This is a genomic window from Shouchella lonarensis, assembly GCF_900096965.1.
GTDB lineage: Bacteria > Bacillota > Bacilli > Bacillales > Bacillaceae_D > Shouchella > Shouchella lonarensis.
Map to the genome: position 1 here is coordinate 52,271 of NZ_FMYM01000010.1, position 24,322 is coordinate 76,592.

Consider the following 24,322-nt stretch of genomic DNA (forward strand, 5'->3'; position numbering starts at 1 on the left):
CACATACTTAATTGACAATATACATGAACGGCTCTTTCTTCGGTTCATGCGAAATGACGCTTTCTAGCTCCCCTGTCATTGCCGACACATTGACATCCACAAGGGCGTTTTTATAATACTTCTTCACTAGTTCAGCCACATATTGCGTCAACGCAACCACTTCAGTCTTACCATGGTATTGGATGTTTAAGTCGATAACCAATTTTGCAAGGTGGTTGTTTTCATAGCGCGCACGCCCAACGACACCAACTTGATTTTCAGAGAATGCTTGAATATCTTCTTGAAAACGATCGAAGTGCTCAGCATCGTCACGTTTTTCTTCCGTTGCTGCTGCTGAAGGGAAGTAAAGATTTCTTTGCTTGATGTCAGACCACTCAAGCCCTTTTCCTGGCGTGTCTACAGCTACTTTGAAGAAATGACCGGTCGTTACAGACTGTCCTTCAGATTCCTCAAATAATGCAATCACAATTGGCACATCTGCCAACGTCGGACCCTCTTCTCCTTCAGACGCCTCTGGATTGAGTGGTTTTTCACGCATACGTTGAACAATCTTTTCAGCGGCTTCCATGCCTTTTTTCTCTCGCTCTGCTTTCTCAACTTCTGTTTTGCCTGTAACAACGTTATTATTGTCGTCCCTAAAGCGGTATTGATACACTTGATTCAGTGCAATTCCAATGACAATCCCACCCATCTCGTACACATCGTCTTTATCTTTCGTTACATAATTATGCTCTAGCAGCCGAGACACAATTAATGGGCTATTCTCCTCTTGCTTTTTCCGACTATCACCTTCACCTAGAGGGGGATTTAATCCAAGAGAAGCTGCTTCTTCTTCCCCTTCCCCGTCTCGTTTCAACCACGCCTCTACTTCCTCGCGCTGAATGTAGGCACCTTCTTGAAAATAATAATGTTCAATATCGAAGTGTTCTTGGGCAATTTGTTGCAATCCCATCTCTAACCAATTTAAATCAGTTTGCGTCGCGACAGAAGAAGCACCTACCCCCCTCGTGTCTCCATGAACATATTGCCCGTCTTTACGAATGCTCCGATAATAACTCTCTGCTGCCTCAACAGTTGAAGTCACATCAAGGTCCTCTGTAGGCATCACTTCTTTTTGTTTCTCTTGTTTATCTTTTGACTCGAACCAACCGCAACCAGATAAAATGAGCATACTTACAAGCCCCATGATACTCAAGCGTTTCATTTCGATTCCGTCTCCTTTTCCGTCAATGTTGCTATCGCCTCACTGAAATCAGTCTCTGTCCAGATGTCTACTCCTAAACTCTCTGCTTTCGCTTTCTTTGACCCTGCATCCTCACCGGCAATGACGAGGTCTGTATTTTTACTCACACTGCCTGTCACTTTGCCACCAAGCCTTTCGATTGCCTCTTTTGCTTCATCTCGTGTCCATGCTGTTAATTTCCCCGTTAATACAACCGTTTTTCCTGCAAAAATGGTATCGGAGGATACGGATTCACTTGTGGCACCTAAATAGGTCATATTTACACCGTACGCGCGCAGCTTTTCTAACAGTGCTTGCGCTTTTTCATTTGAAAAATACGCCACGAGCGATGCAGCCATTTTTGCGCCGATTTCCTCAACTGCAATTAACGATTCTTCCGAGGCGGTTCTAAGCTCATCCATCGTCTTAAATGTACGTGCCAACGTCTGGGATGCTTTGAAGCCAATGAAACGAATACCTAGTGCAAAAATTAAGCGCTCAAGCGAGTTTTTCTTCGATGCTTCAATTGCATGAAGCATCTGTGTGACCGATTTTTCACCCATACGCGGGAGCGCTAGCAACGCTTGTTTATCTAAACAATATAAGTCAGATACATCCTGAATCAAGTTATGGGCAAACAGTTGGCTAATCACTTTCTCGCCCACACCATCAATATTCATCGCTTGACGCGAGACAAAATGAATCATGCCTTCACGAATTTGTGCTGGACACATTGGGTTGATGCACCGTAAAGCGACTTCTTCGTCTAGACGGACAAGCTCACTCTCACATTCCGGACATACACGTGGCATTTCAAACACTTTTTCTTTTCCGGTTCGCTGCGCCTCTACAACAGCAACAACTTCTGGAATGATATCGCCCGCTTTTCTAATCATGACCGTATCACCAATGCGTACATCTTTTTGCCGAATGAAGTCTTCATTGTGAAGTGATGCCCGCTGGACTGTCGTCCCTGCAACGAGTACTGGCGCCAGTTGGGCTGTCGGTGTCACTACGCCTGTTCGACCGACATTTAATTCAATCGCCTGCAATGTTGTCGTCACTTCTTCTGCTGGAAATTTGAATGCGATCGCCCAGCGTGGGCTTCTCGCGGTAAAACCTAACCGTTCTTGTTGTGGGAGCGCGTCAACTTTCACAACAACCCCATCTATTTCATACGGCAACTCGTGTCGCGCGACTTGTTGCTTTTCAACGTAAGAAATCACGTCGTCAATTGTTTCACAACGCGCAGCCTCCTTATTCACCCTAAAGCCTAGTTGGTGTAAATAACGTAGTCGCTCATATTGAGATATTGGGGCACCTAGTCCTTCCCCAACAAGCCCGTAAGCAAAAAATGCAAGCTTTCGTTTTGCCACTGCCTTCGGATCAAGTTGCCGCAGTGATCCTGCCGCGGCATTCCGAGGGTTCATAAATGGCGCCTCTTCAGCTAAGAGACGTGCTTCATTCAGCGCCACAAAAGCTTTTTTTGGCATATACGCTTCACCACGCACTTCGATAGAGACAGGCTGCCTAAGGACGAGCGGGATGTCTGTAATCGTCTTTAAATTACGCGTAATGTCTTCACCTGTTGTCCCGTCTCCCCGCGTGGCTCCACGGATCAGTCTACCTTCTTCGTATGTGAGAGACACAGCTAAACCGTCAAACTTCAACTCACATGCATAAGCAACATCTTCCTCTAATGCGTGACGAATGCGCTCATCAAATTCACGTAGTGTTTGTGAAGAAAACGCGTTCCCTAAGCTTAACATCGGTACACGATGGTGCACTTTTGTAAAAGCTTTAAGCGGTTTTCCCCCGATCCGAGTGCTCGGGGAATCATCAGTTACAAGCGACGGGAATGCTTCTTCCAATGCAAGCAGCTCGTGAAACAATTGATCATACACGACATCAGACACTTCCGGCGCATCATGTACATGGTATTGCTCATTATATTTATTTAACTGTTTCTTAAGTTGCTGCAATCTCACTTCTGCTTCACGCTTGTCCACCTTTTTCCCTACCTTCCTCATTCTTTCGTGATCGGAGCAAATTTTGCAAACAACCGCTTCATTCCCGTTGGCGATGGAAAGGCGATATCTAATGTGACATCATCGCCGTCTCCTTTAATACTAACGACCGTACCAACACCCCATTTTTTATGGCGCGCTTTGTCACCGGTCTGCCATGCGAATCTTTCTCCACCTGTCGTCACTGGACGCGTCCGTATAAAAGGAGACGCAGAAACAGACTGTAAAAAAGGTTCATCTTTTGCCTGCGTATCAAGCAATGTGGTGGGTACTTCACTAATAAAACGAGAACGAGGGTTCACTTGCGTTCGCCCATACAACGTCCGCATTTTCGCACTCGTTAAATACAATTCCTTCTCTGCTCGCGTCATCCCGACATAGGCAAGACGGCGCTCTTCTTCCATTTCCTCCGTGTCAAACAAAGATCGGTTATGTGGGAAGACACCTTCTTCCATCCCAATTAAAAAGACGAGCGGAAATTCCAACCCTTTTGCTGCGTGCAACGTCATTAATGTTACTGCTGATTGGTTCTCTTTTTCATCTTCATCAAGCTGATCAATATCTGCCACAAGTGCCAAATCCGTCAAAAATGCGACTAAGCTCCGATCTTCGCTCCGCCCTTCAAATGCTTGTGTCACTGTTAAAAGCTCATCAATATTCTCCAACCGCGAATTCGCTTCAATTGTTTGTTCACTTTGTAACATTTGTCGGTAACCGGTTGTATCTAGCAATCCTTCAGTTAATTCGGTGACAGAAATTTCCTCCTGTTGCCGCATCCACTGCCTTACCAAGTCGCGAAATTCCAGTAACTTCGTTCGCGCACGCGCTGTGATACCAATATGTTCTAACTCATCTAATGCGGCAAACATTGACATGTCATTCATTTCAGCATACGTAGCAACTTTTTCAACCGTCGCCAGACCGATCCCACGCTTTGGCACATTGACAACCCGCTGAAAACTCATGTCATCATTTGGGTTTGATACAATCCGCAAGTAAGCAAGCATATCTTTAATTTCTTTTCGCTCGTAAAACTTTGTCCCACCAACCATTTGATAAGTAATATTAGACTGGACAAATTGCTCCTCAATCATACGAGATTGCGCATTCGTGCGATATAATACGGCAATATGCCGATATTCATAACCCCGTTGACGGACAGCGTCCACAATTTCTCCCGTCACAAAAATGGCCTCGTCCTGTTCTGTTTCTGCCTCATACACCCGAATTTTCGCACCAGCATCATTTTCCGTCCATAAATTTTTCGGCTTCCGCGTCATATTGTTCGCAATGACTTCATTTGCAGCTTGTAAAATCGTTTTTGTTGAGCGGTAATTTTGTTCTAATAAAATGACCGTTGCATCTGGATAATCTTCTTCAAATGATAAAATATTCGTCATGTCTGCCCCGCGCCAACGATAGATCGACTGATCGGCGTCACCAACAACGCACACATTCCGTGATAATGCACCTAACATTTGCACGAGCTGATACTGCGCTTTGTTCGTGTCTTGGTACTCATCAACATGAATGTAACGAAATTTACGCTGGTAAAATTCGAGCACTTCTGGTACATCGTGAAACAATTGAATCGTCTTCATAATCAAGTCATCAAAATCTAGTGCGTTATTTTGCTGCAGGCGCTCTGTATAGTCAATATATACATCGGCTGCTACTTGTGCATATAAGTCAGTCGCCTCTTTTAAAAATTGCTTTGGCGTTTTCAAATCATTTTTTGCGCTGGAAATCGTACCTAACAACGCTTTAGGTGCAAATTTTTTAGGGTCAACATTTTGCTTTTTTAAAATTTGCTTGATGACCGATATTTGGTCAGACGTATCTAAGATCGTAAAATTCCGCTCGTAGCCAATCCGGTCAATATCACGTCGTAAGATCCGTACACACATCGAATGAAACGTTGAAATCCAAATGTCTTCTGCTGGTGGACCAACGAGCGATGCCACCCGTTCTTTCATCTCATTTGCGGCTTTATTCGTAAATGTGATCGCAAGGACAGACCACGGCTTCACGCCAACATGTTGCAACAAATAACTAATACGGTGCGTTAGTACACGTGTTTTCCCACTCCCAGCGCCAGCCATAAGTAAAAGTGGTCCCTCCGTATGTCGGACTGCTTGCTGTTGACGCTCATTTAACTTTGCAATCATTTGTTCAATCGTTGTTTCCTGCATATGACCACCACCTTATCATGCCTTTTGCGCGCGCACAGCCTCGACCGTTTTTAGCGCTTCTTCCAATTGTTCATAAATGGCGTTACCGACAACAACAACATCGGCATAAGCCGCAAACGCCGCTGCCTCCGCTGCCGTTTTAATCCCACCACCATAAATAAGCTTTGTCTCTGTCAACACTTCACGTACTTGCTCCACGAGTGCCTTCGATCCAAGCACACCACTATACTCTAAGTAGAAAAACGGAAAGCGATACATTTTATCAGCAAGACGGGCATAGGCGAGCACATCTTCTGTCGTAAGCGCCGTATTAGCTGTTGTTTTTTGCGCTACTTTTGCCTTATCATTTAACACACAATACCCTTCCACAAGCACTTCTTCCCAATCTATCAACTCACCATACACTTTCACCGCTTCATGATGCTTTCCAACAAACCACTTCACATCGGTGCTGTTCATGACAGCGGGGATTAAATAATGATCAAACCCGGGGGTCACTGCTGAGAGCGTCGATACTTCCAGCGCACACGTAACTGGAAAACGGCGCACTCGCGCGAGCAACGATAGCGTACGATCAAGCGTCACACCGTCCGTGCCACCAACAATCACCGCATCTGTCCCTGACTCACATACCAATGCAAGCGCGTCATCATCTATTTCTTTGTTTGGATCTAATTTAAAAACATGACGCCATTCATCATAATATTTCATGTACAAAATCCTCTTTTCACTGCACCTTCAAACATGACGGTACGCATGTTCGTTCTTGCCTGTCATTATACCAAACTTCGCGGGGAATGTCGTCTCATATCCTTTAGAAAATTCTTTTACAGAAAACTAAAAAAGACCTTTACCATATGCAGGCAAAGGTGAAAAGGGGATCTTATCTTAGAAGTCAGAGACAGCGATGAACAGCCCTTGCTTCAGAACTGTTATTGCACCAACCTCTGCACCTCTAAATGATAACGAATATCATTATCAGTGTCAACAATTTTTTAACGTCACATGCATACATGCCATAATAACATGCCTAAAAAAATGATCCCACCCCACATCGGTATACTCAGCAAAAGCGCCCAACCTGCACCAACGAAAATATGCTCCGATACACCATCGCAACGAGCCTCTTCTTTCATGCACGCGCCCCCTCCGTTCAGCCTTCACTTTCAGTATATGCCCAAAAAGTAGAGACAATATGAAAAACACGTAAAGTTTTCTTCGTGCGTCATCAAAAATCTCTTGCAAAAGACAAAACAGTATTGACGATTTGTATCTCCCCCATGTTAAAATAAATGTAATTCATTTTTACTAAGGAGCAGTTTATGAAGTCGCCATTAAAGATCACTTACTTGTTTTTGTTTTTAGCCGGTTTCGTCATCAACCTTATCGGCATCACTTCTACCCAATTATATACGACCTTGATTGGATTTTTCCTCGTCTCGCTTCTTAATATTATATTGATTGCGTTATTCATTTTGCACATATTAAAAAATGATGATACGCAAACCCGTAAAACCTTGATCATTTATTTAATTGGTCTACTGCTGATGTCTGCTGTAACTTTCTTTAGATATTTAAGCTTACAAGTCCATTGAGAAAGAAGGAATGATGATGGTCATCTGTGAAGTTGGGGTTCGGGACGGGCTTCAAAACGAACCCGTCTTACTGACAACTGAACAAAAAGTTACACTGCTTGATCAACTGGCTGCAACAGGCATAAAAAAACTGGAAGCGGTTTCATTTGTGCATCCTAAACTAGTTCCTGCAATGAAAGATGCAGAAGAAGTGCTCGCCAATTGGAACACACCTGCACACGTCATTGTCGCTGGACTTGCATTAAATCCAACCGGCATTTTACGAGCGCTCAAAACATCGATTGACCATTTACACGTTTCTATTGCTGTCAGCGACGCATTCAATCAAAAAAATGCGAAACGTTCCGTAAAAGAAGGACTTTCCCAACTACTGCCCGCAACAAAAGAAGCAAGCGCACACCTCCCAGTAACCGCCATTCTCGCCACGTCTTTTGGTTGTCCATTTAGCGGAGCAGTAAGTCAAAAAGATGTCCTTCACATGACTGAATCATTTTTAACCGCCGGCGTCTCTCACATCGTACTCGGTGATACAACAGGGATGGCACACCCTTATCAAGTAAAAGAAATGATCCACGCCTTTGATCGCACTTTTGGACAAGACGTTACCCTCGGCCTTCATTTTCACAACACGCGCGGTTTAGGTCTTGCCAATGCCCTTGCTGGCTACGAAGCCGGGGTGAGGTATTTTGATGCTTCCATTGGTGGACTTGGGGGCTGCCCGTACGCGCCGAATGCTGTCGGTAATGTGTGTACAGAAGACCTCGTTCATTTATTCGAGCAAAGCAACATCAACACCGGCATAGATTTACAATCTCTCATCCCTATTGCAAAGCAAGTGGAAACTTGGATGGGAAAGAAACTACCTGGTATGGTGATGCACGTGCCAAAAAATAGCTGTACGCAAACAGAGGCGTGAAAATGTATATCATTCGTTGCAAACACTTGAAAATCTAGTCATAGCAAGTGTATAATGATCATATAATGCATATAATAAAAAAGACCAGCCGATGTCATACATCGACTGGCGCGTTGAATCACCATTTGGCGCTAGCGTCAATAAAGTGAACAGTAAGCCCTCTCCAGAGCTAGGCACTCGTTACGAGGGCTTATTTTTCTTTGTCTTTTGCATGTGACAGGACGTGAACCGTGTACATCGCGAACAAAATCATAAGCGATAACGTTTCAAATACCGTCAGCATACGCCTCACCTCCTTTCGCAGGAGATGACGCCAGCCCTCATTATGGTCTATTCAACTCATTTTAGTATAACACACAGTGTACAACATTTCGCAAGTGAAAACGACAAATAGCATCTCCCTCAAGGTGCGGCTATTTGTCGTTTTCGGTCGTACGATTACTCACTAACCGCCACATCAATAAACGAAAACTTTTCTACATCGAATAATCCACGCGAAGTTAATTTCAATGACGGAATAACCGGTAACGCTAAAAATGCCAATGTCAAAAATGGGTCCTTTTCCGCTTCATAACCAATTTGTTTTAGGGCAGCTTGGAGTGTATTGAGTTGTTCTTTTACAACGCCAACTGACTCCGTAGACATCAACCCACCTAATTTCAACGGTAGCGATGCCAGTATTTTGTCCCCTTGCACAACTGCCATTCCACCACCAATTTCCATCACATGTTGCATCGCATGGTAAATACTTTCATCATCCGTTCCGCACGCAATAATATTGTGTGAATCATGGGCAACGGTGGAAACAAGCGCACCTGAAGTAAATGTGATTCCTTGTAAAATGCCGACACCAATATTTCCAGTCGCGCGATGACGTTCGACGACAACGAGCTTCACATACGTGCCATCCGGACAAAATTGTCCATCTAGTGTCATCGGTACAGTCGCAACTCTTTTTTCTGTCACAATCGAGCCTGGATATGCGCAAATGACATGAGCTTGTCCCGTTCCCTGTAATGGCAGCGCAAGGTCTGCTAGTGAAAACGGTGCGACATGAACACTATTTAAGAGAGGGGATGGGACTGGTTGCCGGTCCCGAATTGGCTGAACCAGCCTTCCTTGTTCGGCAACACGCTGCCCTCGCACATAAACTTCTTCTACGCTAAATGAGTCCAAATCAGATAGGAATAGAAAACTCGCTTCTTTTCCTGGCGCGATCGCTCCTTTTCCCTGTAGGTTAAAACATTCTGCGGTATTCAATGTAGCAATTTGAATCGCTTGGAGTGGCTCCATCCCGAGAGAAATGGCCTTTTTAACGTTAAAATCAATGCTACCTTCTTCAATGAGATCGTCTAAATGTTTGTCATCTGTCGCAAAAGCAAACCGCCGCGCATTCGCAGGCGTAACGGCTGGAAGTAACGCCTCCACATCTCGAGCTGCCGTTCCTTCACGCATAAGAACATACATGCCGAGACTGATCCGCGCTTCTGCTTCTTCCTTCGTCACTGCTTCATGATCACGGTAAATGCCTGCTGTGACATATGCATTTAACGCCTCCTCTGCCAGTCCAGCCGCATGTCCATCAATGGGCGCACCATGATCTTTTGCCGCCTGCAACTTCGCTAGCATTTCCGGATCTCCATTTAATACAGCTGGATAATCCATCACCTCTCCAAGACCATATACACCATCTGTTGCAAATAATGCTGCCACGTCTTTTGCTGTCACGGTTGCACCATTCTCTTCGAACGAAGCTGCCGGAACACTTGAGGGCATCATCATTTTTACATCAAGCGGCAAATCCCGTGCTGCTTGGACCATGTATTCAACCGCAGGGACCCCACCGACATTGGCAAGCTCATGTGGATCAGCCATAATTGTTGTCACCCCACGTGGGACGAGGATTTCTGCTAGTGCCTCTGGTGTGACCATCGCTGATTCAATATGAACATGTCCATCAATGAGTGCTGGGCAAATATAGCGTCCTTTCGCATCAATGATTTCCACTGCATCTGTATAATCACCGATCCCAACAATGACACCATCAACAATCGCTATCGCATCTTCCCTAATGGTTAATGTAAAAACATCAATTAACTTACCATTAATAATTAATGTATCTGCTTTCATTTGTTTACTAGCTACTGCCAATCTTGCTGTCAGATCATTCCCCTTTTCTGTCATTTCAGGGCTCCTTTTACTTTTTTAATATTTATTGTATCTGATTTCATCAATATACGCTATTGTTTTAGTAATGTTTTAAAATTCTTCCTCATCAAAACAGGCTCAATCGAAGTAGATTACATACCTCGTTCGAGCCTCATCCGTTTTATTTCCGCTTTGGATCTAGAACACGGTCCAGTGTCAATTGATACATCCCATTCCCATGTTGCATTGCGCGCTTCACACGTGAAATGGTGGCCGTGCTTGCACCTGTTTCCAGTTCAATTTTTTGGTACGTACACTTTGCCGCGAGCATGCGACCTACTTCTAAACGTTGTGCGAATGCCTGTACCTCATTTATTGTGCATAAGTCGTCGAAAAAAGCATAGGCCTCATCCATATTTTTTAATGCCAACACTGCTTTGAGAAACTGATCCATTTCTTTTCCACGCACTCGGTCAATTTGCACACCCATCACACCTCTTTCCATCGTCCATACACCTTTCCTTCATTTTAGCATGTTCCACTTATCCACGCATCACCGCAGGAAACAATACTTTTCGCTTACGAACATCATATATCCCACGAGATGTCGCTCGGATATATGGCAAATGGGTAGAAGAGAAAAACTGTAAACTATAAATTGGATCGGAATGCCTATAACCACGCGCCCGTAACAACGAAACAATCTCCTTCTCTTCGGTCATTACTTCTTCAAGCGGTTTGTCAGACATCATCCCGAGTAACGGCAGTACCATCTTTCCAATGACCTCACCGTTCTCGACAATAACAAGCCCGCCTCCTTGTGCCTTTAATACCGAAAATGCATGAATCATTTCCGCAATCGACTTCCCAATTAAAATCACATCACCTGTGTAACAATACGTACTTGCTAAGCCCATGACCGATGAAGAAAACCCTTTCAATGTTGTTGTGACAAGCCATTTACCATCTTTATCAACCATCGCAAAATATGACTCATCATGCTCAAGACTTAACTCGCCACTGGCTGTTTCGATTTCCGTTTGATATGGCTTTAAAATAACCGCATTCACCATTTCAATTCCCATTGGCATGGAAAAGTTTAAGTCCTCTTCCTTTAATTCGAAATCCAGCGCAATGGGGCGAATACCGTAATCAGCCCACGGAATGATGACATCTTTTTTTGCTTTCTTGCCGTCTTTTTTCACCCATTGTCCTTTTGCCAATACACTTGCTGGGATTGGGTGATGCACGTCTGTTAAAATATTCAAATGTGCAATGCGACCAGGCGCAATCATGCCGAGCTTATGGTCCATCCGGTAGTAACGCGCCACATAATAAGATGCCATCCCGTAGGCGTCAATTGGATCGAGCCCAGCTTCCAATGCGAGCGAAATACACTGATCCATCACACCTTTTTCATAAAAAGAGGGCGATGAGCCATCGGTTGTCATCAAACAGCGTCCGAAATAATCAACACCAAGCGCTTGCATATCAGAGAGCAATTGTGCCAAATCAGGGCGGATTGAGGAATGACGTAGTGACACTGTATAACCAGCATCTAAACGACGCACCACTTCTTCTCCTGTAATCGACTCATGGTCACATGTCACACCAAGCAAAGCCATTTGCGCCAACGTTGATTCAGACGCCCCGGGAAGATGTCCTTCAATTGGCTTTCGCAGCCGTGTTGTCTCTTGCATCCAGTGCAGCAACACATCATCGCCTTGCAACACTTTTGGCCACGAAGTTAATTCTCCTCCTTGGACAACTAAATGATGCTCAAGCCACGCGCGCATTTTGGAGTTGGAAAACATTTCGTCACCGACAATTTCCATTTGCGGATCATATCGCGCCCACCAATACATCGATGTTGGTAGCGTATCCAATTTCTCAATCAAAGAAAGCGCTTTCCTTTTGCCTAAATTTAAAAAAAATACCAGGTTGTCGTTAATCAATGTCGTTGTCCCGCGCAGCGACGCATACTCCGCCAAGCTATGGGGATTATATAATTGAAACGGATGCGCATGGTGCTCAATATAACCAGGTACAACATATTTTCCAGTACAATCAACAATTTCTGTCTCTGGTGAAGTCGCAGGCGTTTCTTCTCCAACATACACAATGCGGTCATCTGCCACCCATATATTTGCTCGCACCCATTTTCGGCGTGCGTAATTTAAATATGTTGCGTTTTTTAAGACGATGGTTGGTGCGCGTTCACCTTTCACTACATCGAGATGGGTTCGCAACCGTGTCTTCGTCCAACGATAAATCCGTTCTGTTGTCATCTTTATCACTCATTTCATTTCGACAGTCATTTCAAAGGGAAGAACCACTCAGCATCCCTCTCTTTATCGTAACACATTTTCTATCTACATTCTCGCCTAATTGTGACATTTTCATTTCAAGGAGGTCATGTTATGCCAAATATTAGTCGGATTCAAGCGTTATGCCGTATGATGATGGGACTAACGCTACTCGCATGGGCTGCGGCTCGTTTCACACGACGCCCATACTGTCCTTTTTCATTTATCATGGCCCTATTCGGTGCACAAAAAACAGCAGAAGGAACACTACGATTTTGTCCGCTTGTTGCATTGCGGAAGCGGTGTTATGAACGAGATTAAAATCGCGAGCCATTGCCGCCTCACGATGTGAAGAGGCGGCTTTTTAATGTTTAAACAGGTGCTGTGTAAAAAATTTTTTACTTTAAGTAAAAAATATGTTACATTACAAAAGAAGGGGGGAAGGCCACAATGGGGAATATTAACAATCGTCTTACTGTCCTACGAGCTGAACACGGTTGGTCACAAAAAGAAGTCGCTTCTCACTTAAATATTAGCCGCCAAACCATCATTTCTTTAGAAAAAAATCGCTATAGTCCCTCTCTCAAACTCGCTTTTGAGATTGCTAATTTATTTCAAGTTAATATAAATGACGTTTTTCAATATGAACGAGAGGGGAGGGATGAGTAATGGCATTATTGCACGGTTTATTTGCACTTGTATATGTATGCATTTTCTTTTGGGCAGTTATTTACACCTGTTATTTCTCCTGGGGACAACAAGGGAAAGATGAGCGCGGACAAGCAATTTTGAATCGGGCTGGTTCAATCCCGCTAACACTTCTGCCATTAAGCTGGTTTTTATTAGAGATTACCAATGACCATTTTTATGAAATGACTTTTGAACAATACAAAGAAGCTGTCTGGCTTATGGTAACAGGACTTTATATTTTATATGCAGTGCTCATTTGGCTGTTTAATAGACGTTCATAGAAAAGAAAGTTATATGTATGTGCTTATCTTATTTTTACTATCATTCACACCACTATTGCGAAAACAGACTCGGAGGTGCAGAGGGACACTCCAAGTCTGTTCGTTCGTTACTTTTGGAAAGAGATGGGGCTTAATTCAAACGAAAAGCCGCGCCAATAGGTCGCGCGGCTTTCTGCTGTTTATTCGTCTTTGGTATCCTTCTCATCCTCTGATTCTTCTTTCAACATTTCCTCGTACATCTTCTTCTCTTCTTCTAAATACTTACGTTCTTCTTCTGTAAGATTTTCATCTTTAAGGAACTTCTCAACCATCTCTATATCTTGCTCAGTTCCCCATTCCCCGTCAAATGTAAGCATCGCTTCATACGTTTCTTTTTGTCGCTCCCACATCCGGCGTTCTTCATCTTCAAGATCGTCTGATTGCAGAATTTCCTCAGCCTCTTTCAATTCATCCTCAACCCATGCATTAGGATCATATTCTTTCGCACCATCTACCACTTCTTTCGGTACCTCGATAGAATCGATCTCATCGAACTGAGACAGCTTTATTTTCTTTTTCAAAGCAGATTTGTCCGTCATGCCATCCATTGATCGCTCCATACGCAACGTAAAGTTTACTTTTTCGAGCATTTTTGTCTCTTTATTAATATACAATGTCGCATTCGACTCTGACAGCTTCGTATTCTCAATCATTTTTTTCATTGCTTCCACATGTTCTTTATCCATATCACCCACAGCGTCTTCATCAAAGTTTAAACCAGTCTCTGGGACAGCTTTGGCAAATTCGAGCAACGCTTCATCACCTGAATCTAAGGTGAATACATGAAAACCATCTTCTTCCTCATACTGGACATCATCAATAAACTTGATAAATGCTGCAAGTTTATTGACATAGGACGAAGCATACATGTCCCTATCATCTTTGTCATTTCCCTCTAATTCTTCACTAAAGTCCATCATTTCCCAGCCATCTTCTTCTCCAAGCATACCGCGGTCATACATCTTCCCGTCAGCTGTCACATATTGTTCGGACTCCTGTGGACCTGCATCTGCATCCTCGTCATCTTCCATTCCTTCATAACTCTCTTCCGTCTTCATCACTGTGTGGCTAGCAAATGGATCAAGCACAAATTTGCTTACACTAGCGCTCTTAGAACTTCCCCATGAACTAGTGTTGGAAGTTTCCTCCTCCACCTGCACACTCTTCAGCGCTTTCATCTTCTCTTGTGATTCTTCTAAAATGTCCTTTTCTTTACTTCCCCCACATGCTGCTAAAGTGAGCGCACTAACACATGCAGTAACGATGAGAAACTTGCTTTTCTTCATTTTTTTCTCCCCTTTTTCATTCATTCTACAGTCGTGAATATCAACCGCAACGAAGTGATCACACGTATGTTTCTGTAAAAAAAACACCTCTTCACAAGTGTATGTACAAGATGCCGCGCTAGCACTCCTAAGCAATTGAACGACCCTACTTGTATCTTACACCGGTCATTTACTTCATGCAATCTTTATAGCATATTTCCTGACTTTATCTATTAAAAAAACACCCCATATATTTCTGGTTTGAGCTACTGGAATCAGTACCTCAAACCTGAGATAAAGAGGTGTCTTCTTACTCATCAACTACTTCCCCGACGCCCGATAATGGTTTGTGAAGAAGTCACTCGTCTCCGCTTTCACCACTTTCGCTAGTAAAAGCAACGCCACTAAGTTTGGAATCATCATTAATGCATTGGCCGTATCCGCAAACGCCCATACGGCATCTAAACTAGCAACCGCACCAAGTCCACAAGCAAATAAATAGAGAAAACGATAGCCATACGTTGCCTTTGTACCAATCAAATATTCTGTACATTTTTCACCATATACGTACCAACCGACAATCGTTGTGGCACCAAACAAAATGACAGATAACGCAACAATGTATTCACCGACTTTCCCTAAAACAGAGGCAAATGCTGCCACCGTGAGTGGACCACCTTCTAATTTAGAGTCGTGGGCAACACCTGAAATTAATCCTCCAGAAGCATCCCAAAATCCAGTAATCATCAATGTCAAACCTGTCACCGTACACACAACAATCGTCACAATAAACGTACCTGTCATTGCCACAAGCGCTTGTTTTACTGGATGATCAGAGCGGGCATTTCCGGCAATTAACGCCGCTGTCCCAAGCCCGGCTTCATTTGAAAAAATACCGCGCGCCACACCATTCCGCACCGCTTCAGAAACGACAATACCAACAAAGCCCGCTGTCGCCGCTACTGGATTAAACGCGTAGTAAAAAATCGTTTGAAACGCTGGGATAATTAAGTCATAGTTAATGATTAAAATAATACTTGCACCTAACATATATAAAAGTGCCATAAACGGGACCGCAATACTTGATACCGTTGCGATCCGCTGCAAACCACCAAAGATAATAAATCCAACAAACAATACAAGCACGACCCCTGTCACCCAATGCGGCACAGAAAAACTAGTTTCAGCTACACCAGCAACCGTATTTGATTGGACACTGTTTCCAATCCCAAGTGCAGCAAACGCACCAAACGCAGCAAATGCCACAGCTAACCATTTAAATTTCCGACCGAGCCCTCGCTCAATATAATACATCGGTCCACTCGAATATTCACCATTAGCATTCTTAACGCGGTATTTTACGGCTAAAAGTGCCTCTGCATACTTGGTCGCCATTCCAAGCAACCCAACAACCCACATCCAAAAAATTGCCCCTGGTCCACCAAGTGTCACCGCTGTCGCTACTCCAGCAATATTTCCATTTCCAACGGTCGCAGATAAAGACGTCATTAATGCTTTAAAATGGCTCACATCTCCAGCAGCATTGGCATCATTTGCATCTTCTTTTCCAAACCCTAATTTAAAAGCGTATATTAACTTACGAAACTGCAGCCCTTTTAATATAAAAGTTAAAATTAATCCCGTTCCAAATAACAGCACAAGCGTTGGTACACCCCATAAAATATTAGCATTTAATTCTTTTAGCATCTCTATTATATCCATGTGTCCACTCCTCACCCTCTATATCTAAAATTTATGCGAATATCACATGAACATAATAGCACAATTTTATCCTTATATGTATATTTTTTTGTAAGCGCTCACGTTTTTTATTTTTAGCAGTCGTATATTCGTGTTTAGAGATAGCAATTCCTCGGGACATCCTCTATATCGGGTAAAATATTTACAATCTGACACTGCATATGCACCGTCAATTGAATATCAACAACAACCCAAATTATTTAGAAACACGCTCCTTTGTCCTAAAGCACGCATATACTATCCACACCAATACTAAAAAGGAGGAATCGATTTTGTCCCAATCAAACATTCCTAACTTCACACCGAATGTGAACATCGATCGTGATGACGCCGTCAACTTACTCCTAGCCTCCATTGCAATGGAGGAAATGGGGTTAGCTCATATCCTCAACGCAGAAGGAGAAAAGATTCAACATGCATTAAAAGCTTTACAACAGCAACGTCGCTCAACTTAGAGAACACTTACCCATTGGAAGGAGGGGAAACATGTCACAACCAAACATGCCGAATATTACCCCAAATATTTCAGTCTCACGCGACGATGTTGTTAATTTACTACTATCATCTATTGCAATGGAGGAGATGGGATTAGCCCATATTATAAACGCCGAGGGCGAGAAGATCCAATATGTATTAGGGACTTTGCCTGGCATCACCGGGCCTCCTGCCACGATACAAGATATCTTAAATGTCAATGAGAGCACACAAACAATGTTAGAAACCATATTTAAAAAGGAAATCATATTAGAGTCCAAGATGAAAAACGCCAGCAATATCCCAACTTTGCGTGGGCCTACTGGTGCTACGGGACCGCAAGGGGTGTCTGGGGACGTTGTTACTGTCAATGGGATTCCAGCAGTCAATGGCAACGTGCAGCTAACAGCAGAAAACGTTAATGCATTTCCATTAACGACACCCATTTCTTCGGACTCGAATATTGACGGAGGAATTTTTCTCACACCAGGTGTGTACAGCTCTGACAATAACGCTGGACCGCCGACCACACCTCCTCCTGGGGCTACCGGCGTATGGTCGCTTTATGTCACTGTTATCACACCACCTATTGGTGATCCATACATTCAACAATTGTATTTCTCCAATCCGACAATCTTTATTCGTAGTTCTCCCGATAATGGAGGTACATGGACAGACTGGACCACCTTAGGTGTGCAAGGACCTACCGGCCCCACTGGAGCGGGTATTACTGGACCGACTGGCGCTACTGGCGTCACTGGTGCTACCGGGGTCACTGGCGCTACTGGGGTCACTGGTGCTACTGGCGTCACTGGTGCTACCGGGGTCACTGGCGCTACCGGGGTCACTGGCGCTACCGGGGTCACTGGTGCTACTGGCGCTACCGGTGCTACCGGGGTCACTGGTGCTACTGGCGTCACTGGTGCTACCGGGGTCACTGGTACTACCGGGGTTACTGGTGCTACCGGGGTCACTGGTGCTACCGGGGTTACTGGTGCTACTGGCGCCACCGGAGCCACTGGAATCACGGGACCGACTGGACCAGGCGTATTCTTGTGGGGAGCAACAAGCGTTTTTTGGGCAGACTCAACTGCGCCTGGACCTGGAGACGGCACGCCTTCTAATCCTTTTTCTTCACTACAGGATGCTGTCACAGCTGCAACAAGTAGTCCACTTGCAGTTGCTATTGGTATGCGGGCTCGCCTTATGATCCTCGTTGCCGCAAACTCTGCTTTTGATGAAGATGTCATCATTCCTCCTGCACGGCACGTACAAATTCTTGGATTAGGACCATGGGTTCTCGGTGATGGGCAAGGGGCCAACTTCTCTTCCACTGTCCCACGAAACTTGACAATGCAAACGAGTCAAGTCCAAGAAGACTTCTATCTTAATCAAGGACCCGCATTTACCGCTCGTCCTGTCACTGTTGTTGGCACTTTTGATAACGGCACATCTGTTAGCACGCATACAAATTACACAGACGGCGCCATCATTAGCGGTGATATCATTTTCCAAGATATTGATCCGGTTCATGGATTCACAACGATTGAATTTCAGCTTTTGAATGGTGCTGTCGTTGGTGGGGTCATCCAAGATGAGCATCAAGGGAACCTCAACACGTATATATATAACAGCCGTATTAGCGGTGACGTTACGCATAATGCTTTACGACTGCAACGTCTAGTTGATTCTCGGATTGATGGTACCTTCACGATCTCGGCTTATTCAAATATTGTCAACACATGGATCAACGGCGACTTTACAGTAAATACAGCCTCTATGGATGTACCCCCTATCGGTGTCTTTAGCTCACAATTTAGCAATATTACATGGACTGGACCACTTGTCATTGACACTTCTTCTAACTATTATTTTGTCAACAGTGGCGCTACACTTGTTGGCGCAAAAACGGTGCTGTTTGATAACACTTAATGATCCTCAAAAAAACCGCGGTCCTCACTCCGCGGTTTTCCTGTCTTATTCTTTTTCTGCCTTCAAATCTTCAATAGAGTCAATATCCATGTATTTTGGTACAACGAGACCTGTCTTCGGTTCACCATCTAAATTTTTTCCGAGATCCTCTATATCATCTTTATAATCTGCATAATAACTTGCATGTGTATCCGGAAGCCATGCCGCGACACTTGCATCGGCTTCTCCATTTGCAAGTGCTTGCCACATAAATGCACTCTCAACTTCGCTTAACTGTACATTATAACCAATCTCTTCTAATACAAGCTTGATGACATTCGTTGACGCCACTTCTGAATCCCAATTGACATATACAAGCATTAATTCCTCGCTGTCTACTTTTTCAATGCCATTTGTCCACTCAGATACTTTTTCTTCGTTTTTCTCAACCCAATCTTTTGCTGCATCAACATCAGCTGTGCCTTCTTCAATTGCCACCATCACTTCACCCATGTCTTCTTCCGACCATAAGAAATTGTCAAGCACCTCGTAAGCTTCTGGCTTATCATCTTTTAGTCCTGATCGGGCAATTGTATGAATGCCTTCCGCTTCACCAAAAACCCCTTTAGGATCTTCTAAATACTTTAGTTCATAGCGCGTAAATTTCCAGTGCGGGTTCCATCCCGTTACTACAATCGGTTCATTTTTACTAATCGCATCTTCAAGCGCTTGTGTCATTGCCGCACTTTGTGATGCTTGAACGGTTAAATCTAAACCATACTCGTCTACTGCCTTTTCAGCATTTGTCACAACACCAGAACCAGGGTCTATTCCAGTAATCACAGTTAAATCTTTTGCAATCTCTTCCTTTGAAAGGGTTTTAAGTTCTTCTGTGCTCCCTTTCTTATTCCCTTCCTCATTAGACGCTTTCTCACTGCCGCATGCTGCTAATGTGCTAGCCAGTGCCATACTTGCTACGACGCCTACAACTGCTTTCCATTTCATGTTCATTTCCTCCTCTTTTTTACACTTCTCTGTAATCTTTCTCAGTCGTGTGTTTGATGTGTTCTTTTTGCATTCAAGCTTTGTGTTAAACGATCCAAAATGATCGCCAAAATCACAATTGCGAGCCCAGCTTCAAACCCGCCACCAATGTCATTTCTACCAACGGCGCGGTACACACTTTGTCCGATCCCCTCTGCCCCAATCATCGCCGCAATGACGACCATTGATAATGCGAGCATAATACTTTGATTAATACCTGCCATAATCGTTCCTCGCGCCATGGGTAATTGCACTTTAAATAACTTTTGCGTACTTGTAGAACCAAATGCGTCTGCTGCTTCAATTAATTCCGTTGAAACTTGGCGAATCCCTAAGTTTGTCATCCGTACAGTGGGTGGCATCGCAAAAATCACTGAAGCGACTACACCAGGTACCATGCCTATCCCAAAAAACGCAACGGCTGGAATTAAATAAACAAATGCGGGCATCGTCTGCATGAGATCAAGAAGCGGTTTAACAACAGCCTCTACTCGATCGCTTTTCGCCATCCAAATACCTAGTGGTACACCGAACACGACGGATATGAGTCCAGCAGATAAAACAACCGACAGTGTGTTCAGCATACCTTCCCACAGACCAAGATTTTCAATGAGCATCAACCCTAATACGACAAATACAACCAATCCCCATTTTCTTCTACTGATGATAAATGTGAGTACAGCCAACAACAAAATCATCAACCAGCTTGGGGGTAAGCTAATTACGGTGTGAATGGACGTAATAAGCAATCCAATTGCTTCATCTACGCCATCAAACAACCAATCTGCATGACGTAACCAATCAATAAAGGACTCCATCCATTTCCCTAGCTCCAGACGGGGTAGAGAATCCATTAAAATCCACCTCGCTTCCAGATAGCGCACCAAGTACAGCGCTGCGCACAATAATACCTTGCAATTTGTTATCTTTCACTACCACAAGCGGAACAGCGCTTACGGATAATTGGTCCATTAATTCATTAATTGGTGTATCTTCACTCACATGAGGTACATCGGTGTGAATGACTTCGTCCAGACGATTATTCCCGAGTCTAATTAATTCGGACACTTCATTCGCATGAACAAAACCAACAATTTCTTTGTTTCGCTTCGTGACATAAATACTTGAAATCCCAGCGTCACGCATTCGCTGCAGAGCGACGCGTGGTCCATCTTTTTCCATACGTACTGTCTCGGGACGAATCATGACACTCCCAGCTGTAAATACTTTTGAACGGTCAACGTCTTCAACAAAACGCGCCACGTAGTCATTTTTCGGATGGGTTAAAATATCTTCCGGGGTACCAATTTGCATGATCGCCCCATCTTTCATGATCATAATTCGATCACCAATTCTAAGTGCCTCATCTAAATCATGTGTGATGAAAATGATCGTTTTTTGCATTTTCTCTTGTAAATCAAGTAACTCATCTTGCATATCTTTACGAATAAGCGGGTCCAACGCTGAGAATGCCTCATCCATTAATAGTACATCTGGATCATTTGCAAGCGCACGTGCCAAACCGACTCGCTGTTGCATTCCTCCTGATAATTGATCAGGATAACGGTGTTCATAACCTTTTAAGCCGACAAGTTCAAGCGATATCTGAGCTTTTTCACACCGTGTTTTTTTATCCATTCCTTGCACTTCAAGACCATATTCAACATTTGAAATGACTGTTCTCGTTGGAAATAAGCCAAACTTTTGAAAGACCATGCTCATCTTCTCTCGCCGTACCTTTCGTAACCGGGCTGCGTCCATCTCAGCCAAATCTTCACCATCAAGCCAAACGCTTCCTTTTGTCGGCTCAATTAACCTGTTTAATAAACGGACGAGCGTGGACTTCCCACTACCAGATAAGCCCATAATGACAAAAATCTCACCATTCTCAACTTCAAAATTGGCCCGATCAACACCGATGGTCAAACCTGTTTGCAATAAGATCTCTTGTTTCGTCTTTCCTTTAGACAACATCTCCATCGCACGACGTGGTTTTTTCCCAAACACCTTTGTTAAAGATTCTACTTTTATTTTCGACAAACCATCCACCTCTTTGCTAAAATCACACACCCTTCGACCTTGCTAATATACCGCTTTTCCCCTAGAAAGAGCAATGTTGATATCGCTTTCTTTCAGTCCATATGATACGTACAGTTCTTATTGTACAGAAGAAATGACTACTTTCCTTTTTATTGCTCGCAAATGCGCCATGATGGTACCTTTATTGATAACACCCGATAAAAAGCCTTGATATTGACAATTAAATACGGCAACAATATATGGTATTATTATCAAGAAAATATATTTTTTCTTCATATATACCCTGTTTTACCTATTTAAACAGAATGAACGAGAAGAAAAAGCATACACTAACCCAAATCTTTTCTTTCTGACATTCACAAATTAGGAGGACTTTTCATGTTTCAACAATCTTTTGGCACACTCCAACGCGTCGGAAAAGCATTAATGCTACCTGTTGCCTTATTACCTGCAGCAGGGATTCTACTCGCGCTTGGTGATGCGATGCAAAACAATGATTTAACGTCAAAATTTTCGTTTCTAACTACCGACTGGGTCGTAATGATTGCCGAGCTCATGCAAAATGCGGGCTCGATTGTCTTTACCAACTTGCCCGTCTTATTCGCGCTCGGTGTAGCAATTGGCTTATCAAACGGGGATGGCGTTGCTGGTCTTGCTGCTTTAATCGGGTATTTTATCATTAATGTTACGTTAGGGGTCATAGGCGGTATCAATGCCGAAACCGTTGGAGCCGAACCTGCCCATGCGATGATACTCGGCATCCCAACGTTGGAAACTGGCGTATTCGGTGGGATTATCGCTGGGTTACTCGGGGCATTTATGTATAAAAAATTCTTTAATATTGAGTTGCCACCGTATTTAGGATTCTTTGCCGGGAAACGTTTCGTCCCCATTGCGACTGCTTTTTTCGCGCTGTTTCTCGGGATTGTGCTTCACTTTGTGTGGCCGCCAATACAAGAGATGTTAAATACTTTTTCTCACTCTGTCATTGATGCAAACCGGACACTCGCGGCATTTATTTTTGGTGTAATTGAGCGGGCACTGATCCCATTTGGGCTGCACCACATTTTCTACTCGCCTTTTTGGTTTGAATTTGGCTCCTATACAAATGCAGCGGGTGACATTGTCCGTGGTGACCAAACGATTTTCTTTGCGCAAATTCGCGATGGAGCAGAACTGACTGCCGGAACATTTATGGCGGGGAAATTTCCTTTTATGATGTTTGGACTTCCTGCTGCGGCACTAGCCATTTATCACTGTGCCCGTCCCGAAAATAAGAAGGTTGTCGCAGGTATCATGGCCTCTGCTGCCTTAACTTCTTTTTTAACCGGAATTACAGAACCGCTTGAGTTTAGCTTTTTATTCGTCGCGCCGTTATTGTTTGCGGTACATACGATTTTTGCAGGGTTATCTTTTATGCTCATGCAGATTTTGGACATCAAAATTGGGATGACATTCTCTGGTGGTGTCATTGATTTCCTATTGTATGGTGTGCTCCCAGGCCGAACTGACTGGTGGCTTGTCATTCCAATCGGTCTCGTGTTCTCAGTCATTTATTACTTTGGTTTCCGTTTCGCCATTAAGAAATTCAACTTAATGACACCTGGTCGTGAGAAAAAAGATGCCACAGCTACAATCGGAAGTGTTGATAAAAATAGCTTGCCATATAACGTACTCCAAGCACTTGGCGGAAAAGAAAACTTGACGAGTCTGGATGCGTGTATCACCCGTCTGCGCGTCAGTGTCAAAGATAAACAACATGTTGACAAAGAAAAACTCAAAGCTTTAGGCGCATCGGGCGTAATGGAAGTGGGGCCGAATATTCAAGCCATCTTTGGTCCACGATCAGACCAAATTAAAACGCAAATTCAGGACATTCTCGATGGGAAAACACCGATTGACTTTGCTCCAGTAGAGACAACAAACACGCATGTACATGGTAAGATGTCATTCATCCTTCCTATCGCTGGGGAAGTCCTCCCGCTCTCAGAAGTACCTGATGATGTATTTGCGAAAAAGATGATGGGCGATGGTTTTGCCATTAAACCGATCGACAACACGGTTTACGCGCCGTTCAATGGGAAAGTCACGACCCTTTTCCCAACAAAACATGCAATTGGTCTAACGGATGAAAATGGACGAGAAGTATTGATTCATGTTGGGATTGACACGGTTAATATGAAAGGAGAAGGGTTCACTGCTTACGTAGCTGCTGAAGATCATATTTCCGCAGGGCAACGCCTGCTTAGCTTCGACCTTCAAATGATTGAAGAAAAAGCTGTTTCCACGATTACACCAGTAATTTTTACGAATCTCGATGAAAGTGAGTTACTCACCGTGCACAAAAATGGTACACAAGCAGCAAAAACAGCCGGTGTTATTTCTCTCTCCACGTGATAACACAAAAAGAC

The 24,322-nt window shown here is 43.8% G+C and carries 21 protein-coding genes and 1 pseudogene; 8 read left to right on the top strand and 14 right to left on the bottom strand.

The genetic code is table 11. The features are described 5' to 3' along the window. Window positions 1-7: 7 nt before the first annotated feature. The 5 genes from BLT29_RS10850 to BLT29_RS13925 form a co-directional block, all read right to left on the bottom strand. Entirely contained in the window at window positions 8-1,204 is a 1,197-nt protein-coding gene (locus BLT29_RS10850; protein WP_090776349.1) for a CamS family sex pheromone protein, read from the bottom strand. Continuing rightward, a complete protein-coding gene (ligA, locus tag BLT29_RS10855; RefSeq protein WP_176763898.1) occupies window positions 1,201-3,252 on the bottom strand; it encodes an NAD-dependent DNA ligase LigA in 2,052 nt (683 codons plus the stop codon). The genes BLT29_RS10850 and ligA overlap by 4 nt, the downstream gene beginning before the upstream one ends. Further along, window positions 3,249-5,441, bottom strand: coding sequence for a DNA helicase PcrA (pcrA, locus tag BLT29_RS10860; protein WP_090776351.1), 2,193 nt, complete (start codon window positions 5,439-5,441; stop codon window positions 3,249-3,251). Before pcrA ends, ligA begins: the two co-directional genes overlap by 4 nt. Before the next feature lie 15 nt (window positions 5,442-5,456). Next, the gene (gene pcrB, locus BLT29_RS10865) at window positions 5,457-6,152 is read right to left on the bottom strand and encodes a heptaprenylglyceryl phosphate synthase (RefSeq protein ID WP_090776352.1); all 696 of its coding nucleotides are present in this window, start codon (window positions 6,150-6,152) and stop codon (window positions 5,457-5,459) included. A 290-nt stretch (window positions 6,153-6,442) separates the two neighbouring features. Beyond that, complete coding sequence (locus BLT29_RS13925) at window positions 6,443-6,577, bottom strand: hypothetical protein (RefSeq protein WP_281241418.1); 135 nt, start codon at window positions 6,575-6,577, stop codon at window positions 6,443-6,445. A 186-nt stretch (window positions 6,578-6,763) separates the two neighbouring features. Here BLT29_RS13925 and BLT29_RS10870 point away from each other — a divergent pair, with 186 nt between their 5' ends. Next, window positions 6,764-7,036 (top strand): hypothetical protein, encoded by a 273-nt coding sequence (locus BLT29_RS10870; protein ID WP_090776353.1) that lies wholly within the window; start codon window positions 6,764-6,766, stop codon window positions 7,034-7,036. A gap of 16 nt (window positions 7,037-7,052) precedes the next feature. Further along, on the top strand, window positions 7,053-7,952 hold the full coding sequence (locus BLT29_RS10875) for a hydroxymethylglutaryl-CoA lyase (RefSeq protein ID WP_245701237.1): 900 nt from the start codon (window positions 7,053-7,055) through the stop codon (window positions 7,950-7,952). 190 nt (window positions 7,953-8,142) lie between these two features. Here BLT29_RS10875 and BLT29_RS13720 read toward each other — a convergent pair whose 3' ends face one another. From BLT29_RS13720 to BLT29_RS10890, 4 genes are all read right to left on the bottom strand, one after another. Then, on the bottom strand, window positions 8,143-8,235 hold the full coding sequence (locus tag BLT29_RS13720; protein ID WP_245701239.1) for a putative holin-like toxin: 93 nt from the start codon (window positions 8,233-8,235) through the stop codon (window positions 8,143-8,145). Window positions 8,236-8,390: 155 nt separating this feature from the next. Next, entirely contained in the window at window positions 8,391-10,136 is a 1,746-nt protein-coding gene (gene ade, locus BLT29_RS10880) for an adenine deaminase (RefSeq protein WP_090776355.1), read from the bottom strand. Window positions 10,137-10,281: 145 nt separating this feature from the next. Next, window positions 10,282-10,584, bottom strand: a complete 303-nt coding sequence (locus BLT29_RS10885) for a YerC/YecD family TrpR-related protein (RefSeq protein WP_090776411.1) — start codon at window positions 10,582-10,584, stop codon at window positions 10,282-10,284. Window positions 10,585-10,642: 58 nt separating this feature from the next. Beyond that, on the bottom strand, window positions 10,643-12,388 hold the full coding sequence (locus tag BLT29_RS10890; RefSeq protein ID WP_090776356.1) for an adenine deaminase C-terminal domain-containing protein: 1,746 nt from the start codon (window positions 12,386-12,388) through the stop codon (window positions 10,643-10,645). Window positions 12,389-12,520: 132 nt separating this feature from the next. Between BLT29_RS10890 and BLT29_RS10895 the strand changes: the two genes are divergently transcribed. The 3 genes from BLT29_RS10895 to BLT29_RS10905 all read left to right on the top strand — a co-directional run bounded on the left by BLT29_RS10895 (window position 12,521) and on the right by BLT29_RS10905 (window position 13,377). Next, window positions 12,521-12,727 (top strand): YgaP family membrane protein, encoded by a 207-nt coding sequence (locus BLT29_RS10895; RefSeq protein ID WP_090776357.1) that lies wholly within the window; start codon window positions 12,521-12,523, stop codon window positions 12,725-12,727. A gap of 129 nt (window positions 12,728-12,856) precedes the next feature. After that, window positions 12,857-13,075: a helix-turn-helix transcriptional regulator gene (locus tag BLT29_RS10900; RefSeq protein WP_090776358.1), complete on the top strand. Its 219-nt coding sequence runs from the start codon at window positions 12,857-12,859 to the stop codon at window positions 13,073-13,075. Beyond that, entirely contained in the window at window positions 13,075-13,377 is a 303-nt protein-coding gene (locus BLT29_RS10905; protein ID WP_090776359.1) for a hypothetical protein, read from the top strand. The genes BLT29_RS10900 and BLT29_RS10905 overlap by 1 nt, the downstream gene beginning before the upstream one ends. 179 nt (window positions 13,378-13,556) lie before the next feature. On the opposite strand, the gene BLT29_RS10910 is transcribed toward BLT29_RS10905, so the two are convergent. After that, complete coding sequence (locus BLT29_RS10910; RefSeq protein WP_090776360.1) at window positions 13,557-14,702, bottom strand: DUF6612 family protein; 1,146 nt, start codon at window positions 14,700-14,702, stop codon at window positions 13,557-13,559. A 300-nt stretch (window positions 14,703-15,002) separates the two neighbouring features. Continuing rightward, window positions 15,003-16,403, bottom strand: a complete 1,401-nt coding sequence (locus tag BLT29_RS10915; protein WP_090776361.1) for an alanine/glycine:cation symporter family protein — start codon at window positions 16,401-16,403, stop codon at window positions 15,003-15,005. 311 nt (window positions 16,404-16,714) lie between these two features. Between BLT29_RS10915 and BLT29_RS10920 the strand changes: the two are divergent. Both BLT29_RS10920 and BLT29_RS13930 read left to right on the top strand, forming a co-directional pair. After that, window positions 16,715-16,873 (top strand): annotated as a pseudogene (locus BLT29_RS10920) (alpha-helical endospore appendage domain-containing protein); the annotation flags it as partial. Window positions 16,874-16,928: 55 nt separating this feature from the next. Further along, on the top strand, window positions 16,929-18,848 hold the full coding sequence (locus BLT29_RS13930) for a pyocin knob domain-containing protein (RefSeq protein WP_281241419.1): 1,920 nt from the start codon (window positions 16,929-16,931) through the stop codon (window positions 18,846-18,848). A 45-nt stretch (window positions 18,849-18,893) separates the two neighbouring features. Here the strand turns inward: BLT29_RS13930 and BLT29_RS10935 are convergent, their stop codons facing one another. Genes BLT29_RS10935 through BLT29_RS10945 form a run of 3 tightly spaced genes read right to left on the bottom strand, consistent with a single transcriptional unit; the run spans window position 18,894 to window position 21,911 of the window. Beyond that, window positions 18,894-19,832 (bottom strand): glycine betaine ABC transporter substrate-binding protein, encoded by a 939-nt coding sequence (locus tag BLT29_RS10935; protein WP_090776363.1) that lies wholly within the window; start codon window positions 19,830-19,832, stop codon window positions 18,894-18,896. 41 nt (window positions 19,833-19,873) lie between these two features. After that, complete coding sequence (locus BLT29_RS10940) at window positions 19,874-20,725, bottom strand: ABC transporter permease (protein ID WP_090776364.1); 852 nt, start codon at window positions 20,723-20,725, stop codon at window positions 19,874-19,876. Beyond that, window positions 20,673-21,911, bottom strand: coding sequence for a quaternary amine ABC transporter ATP-binding protein (locus tag BLT29_RS10945; RefSeq protein ID WP_090776365.1), 1,239 nt, complete (start codon window positions 21,909-21,911; stop codon window positions 20,673-20,675). Before BLT29_RS10945 ends, BLT29_RS10940 begins: the two co-directional genes overlap by 53 nt. A 378-nt stretch (window positions 21,912-22,289) precedes the next feature. On the opposite strand from BLT29_RS10945, the gene ptsG reads away from it, so the two are divergent. Further along, window positions 22,290-24,308, top strand: coding sequence for a glucose-specific PTS transporter subunit IIBC (ptsG, locus tag BLT29_RS10950; protein ID WP_090776366.1), 2,019 nt, complete (start codon window positions 22,290-22,292; stop codon window positions 24,306-24,308). Window positions 24,309-24,322 lie beyond the last annotated feature (14 nt).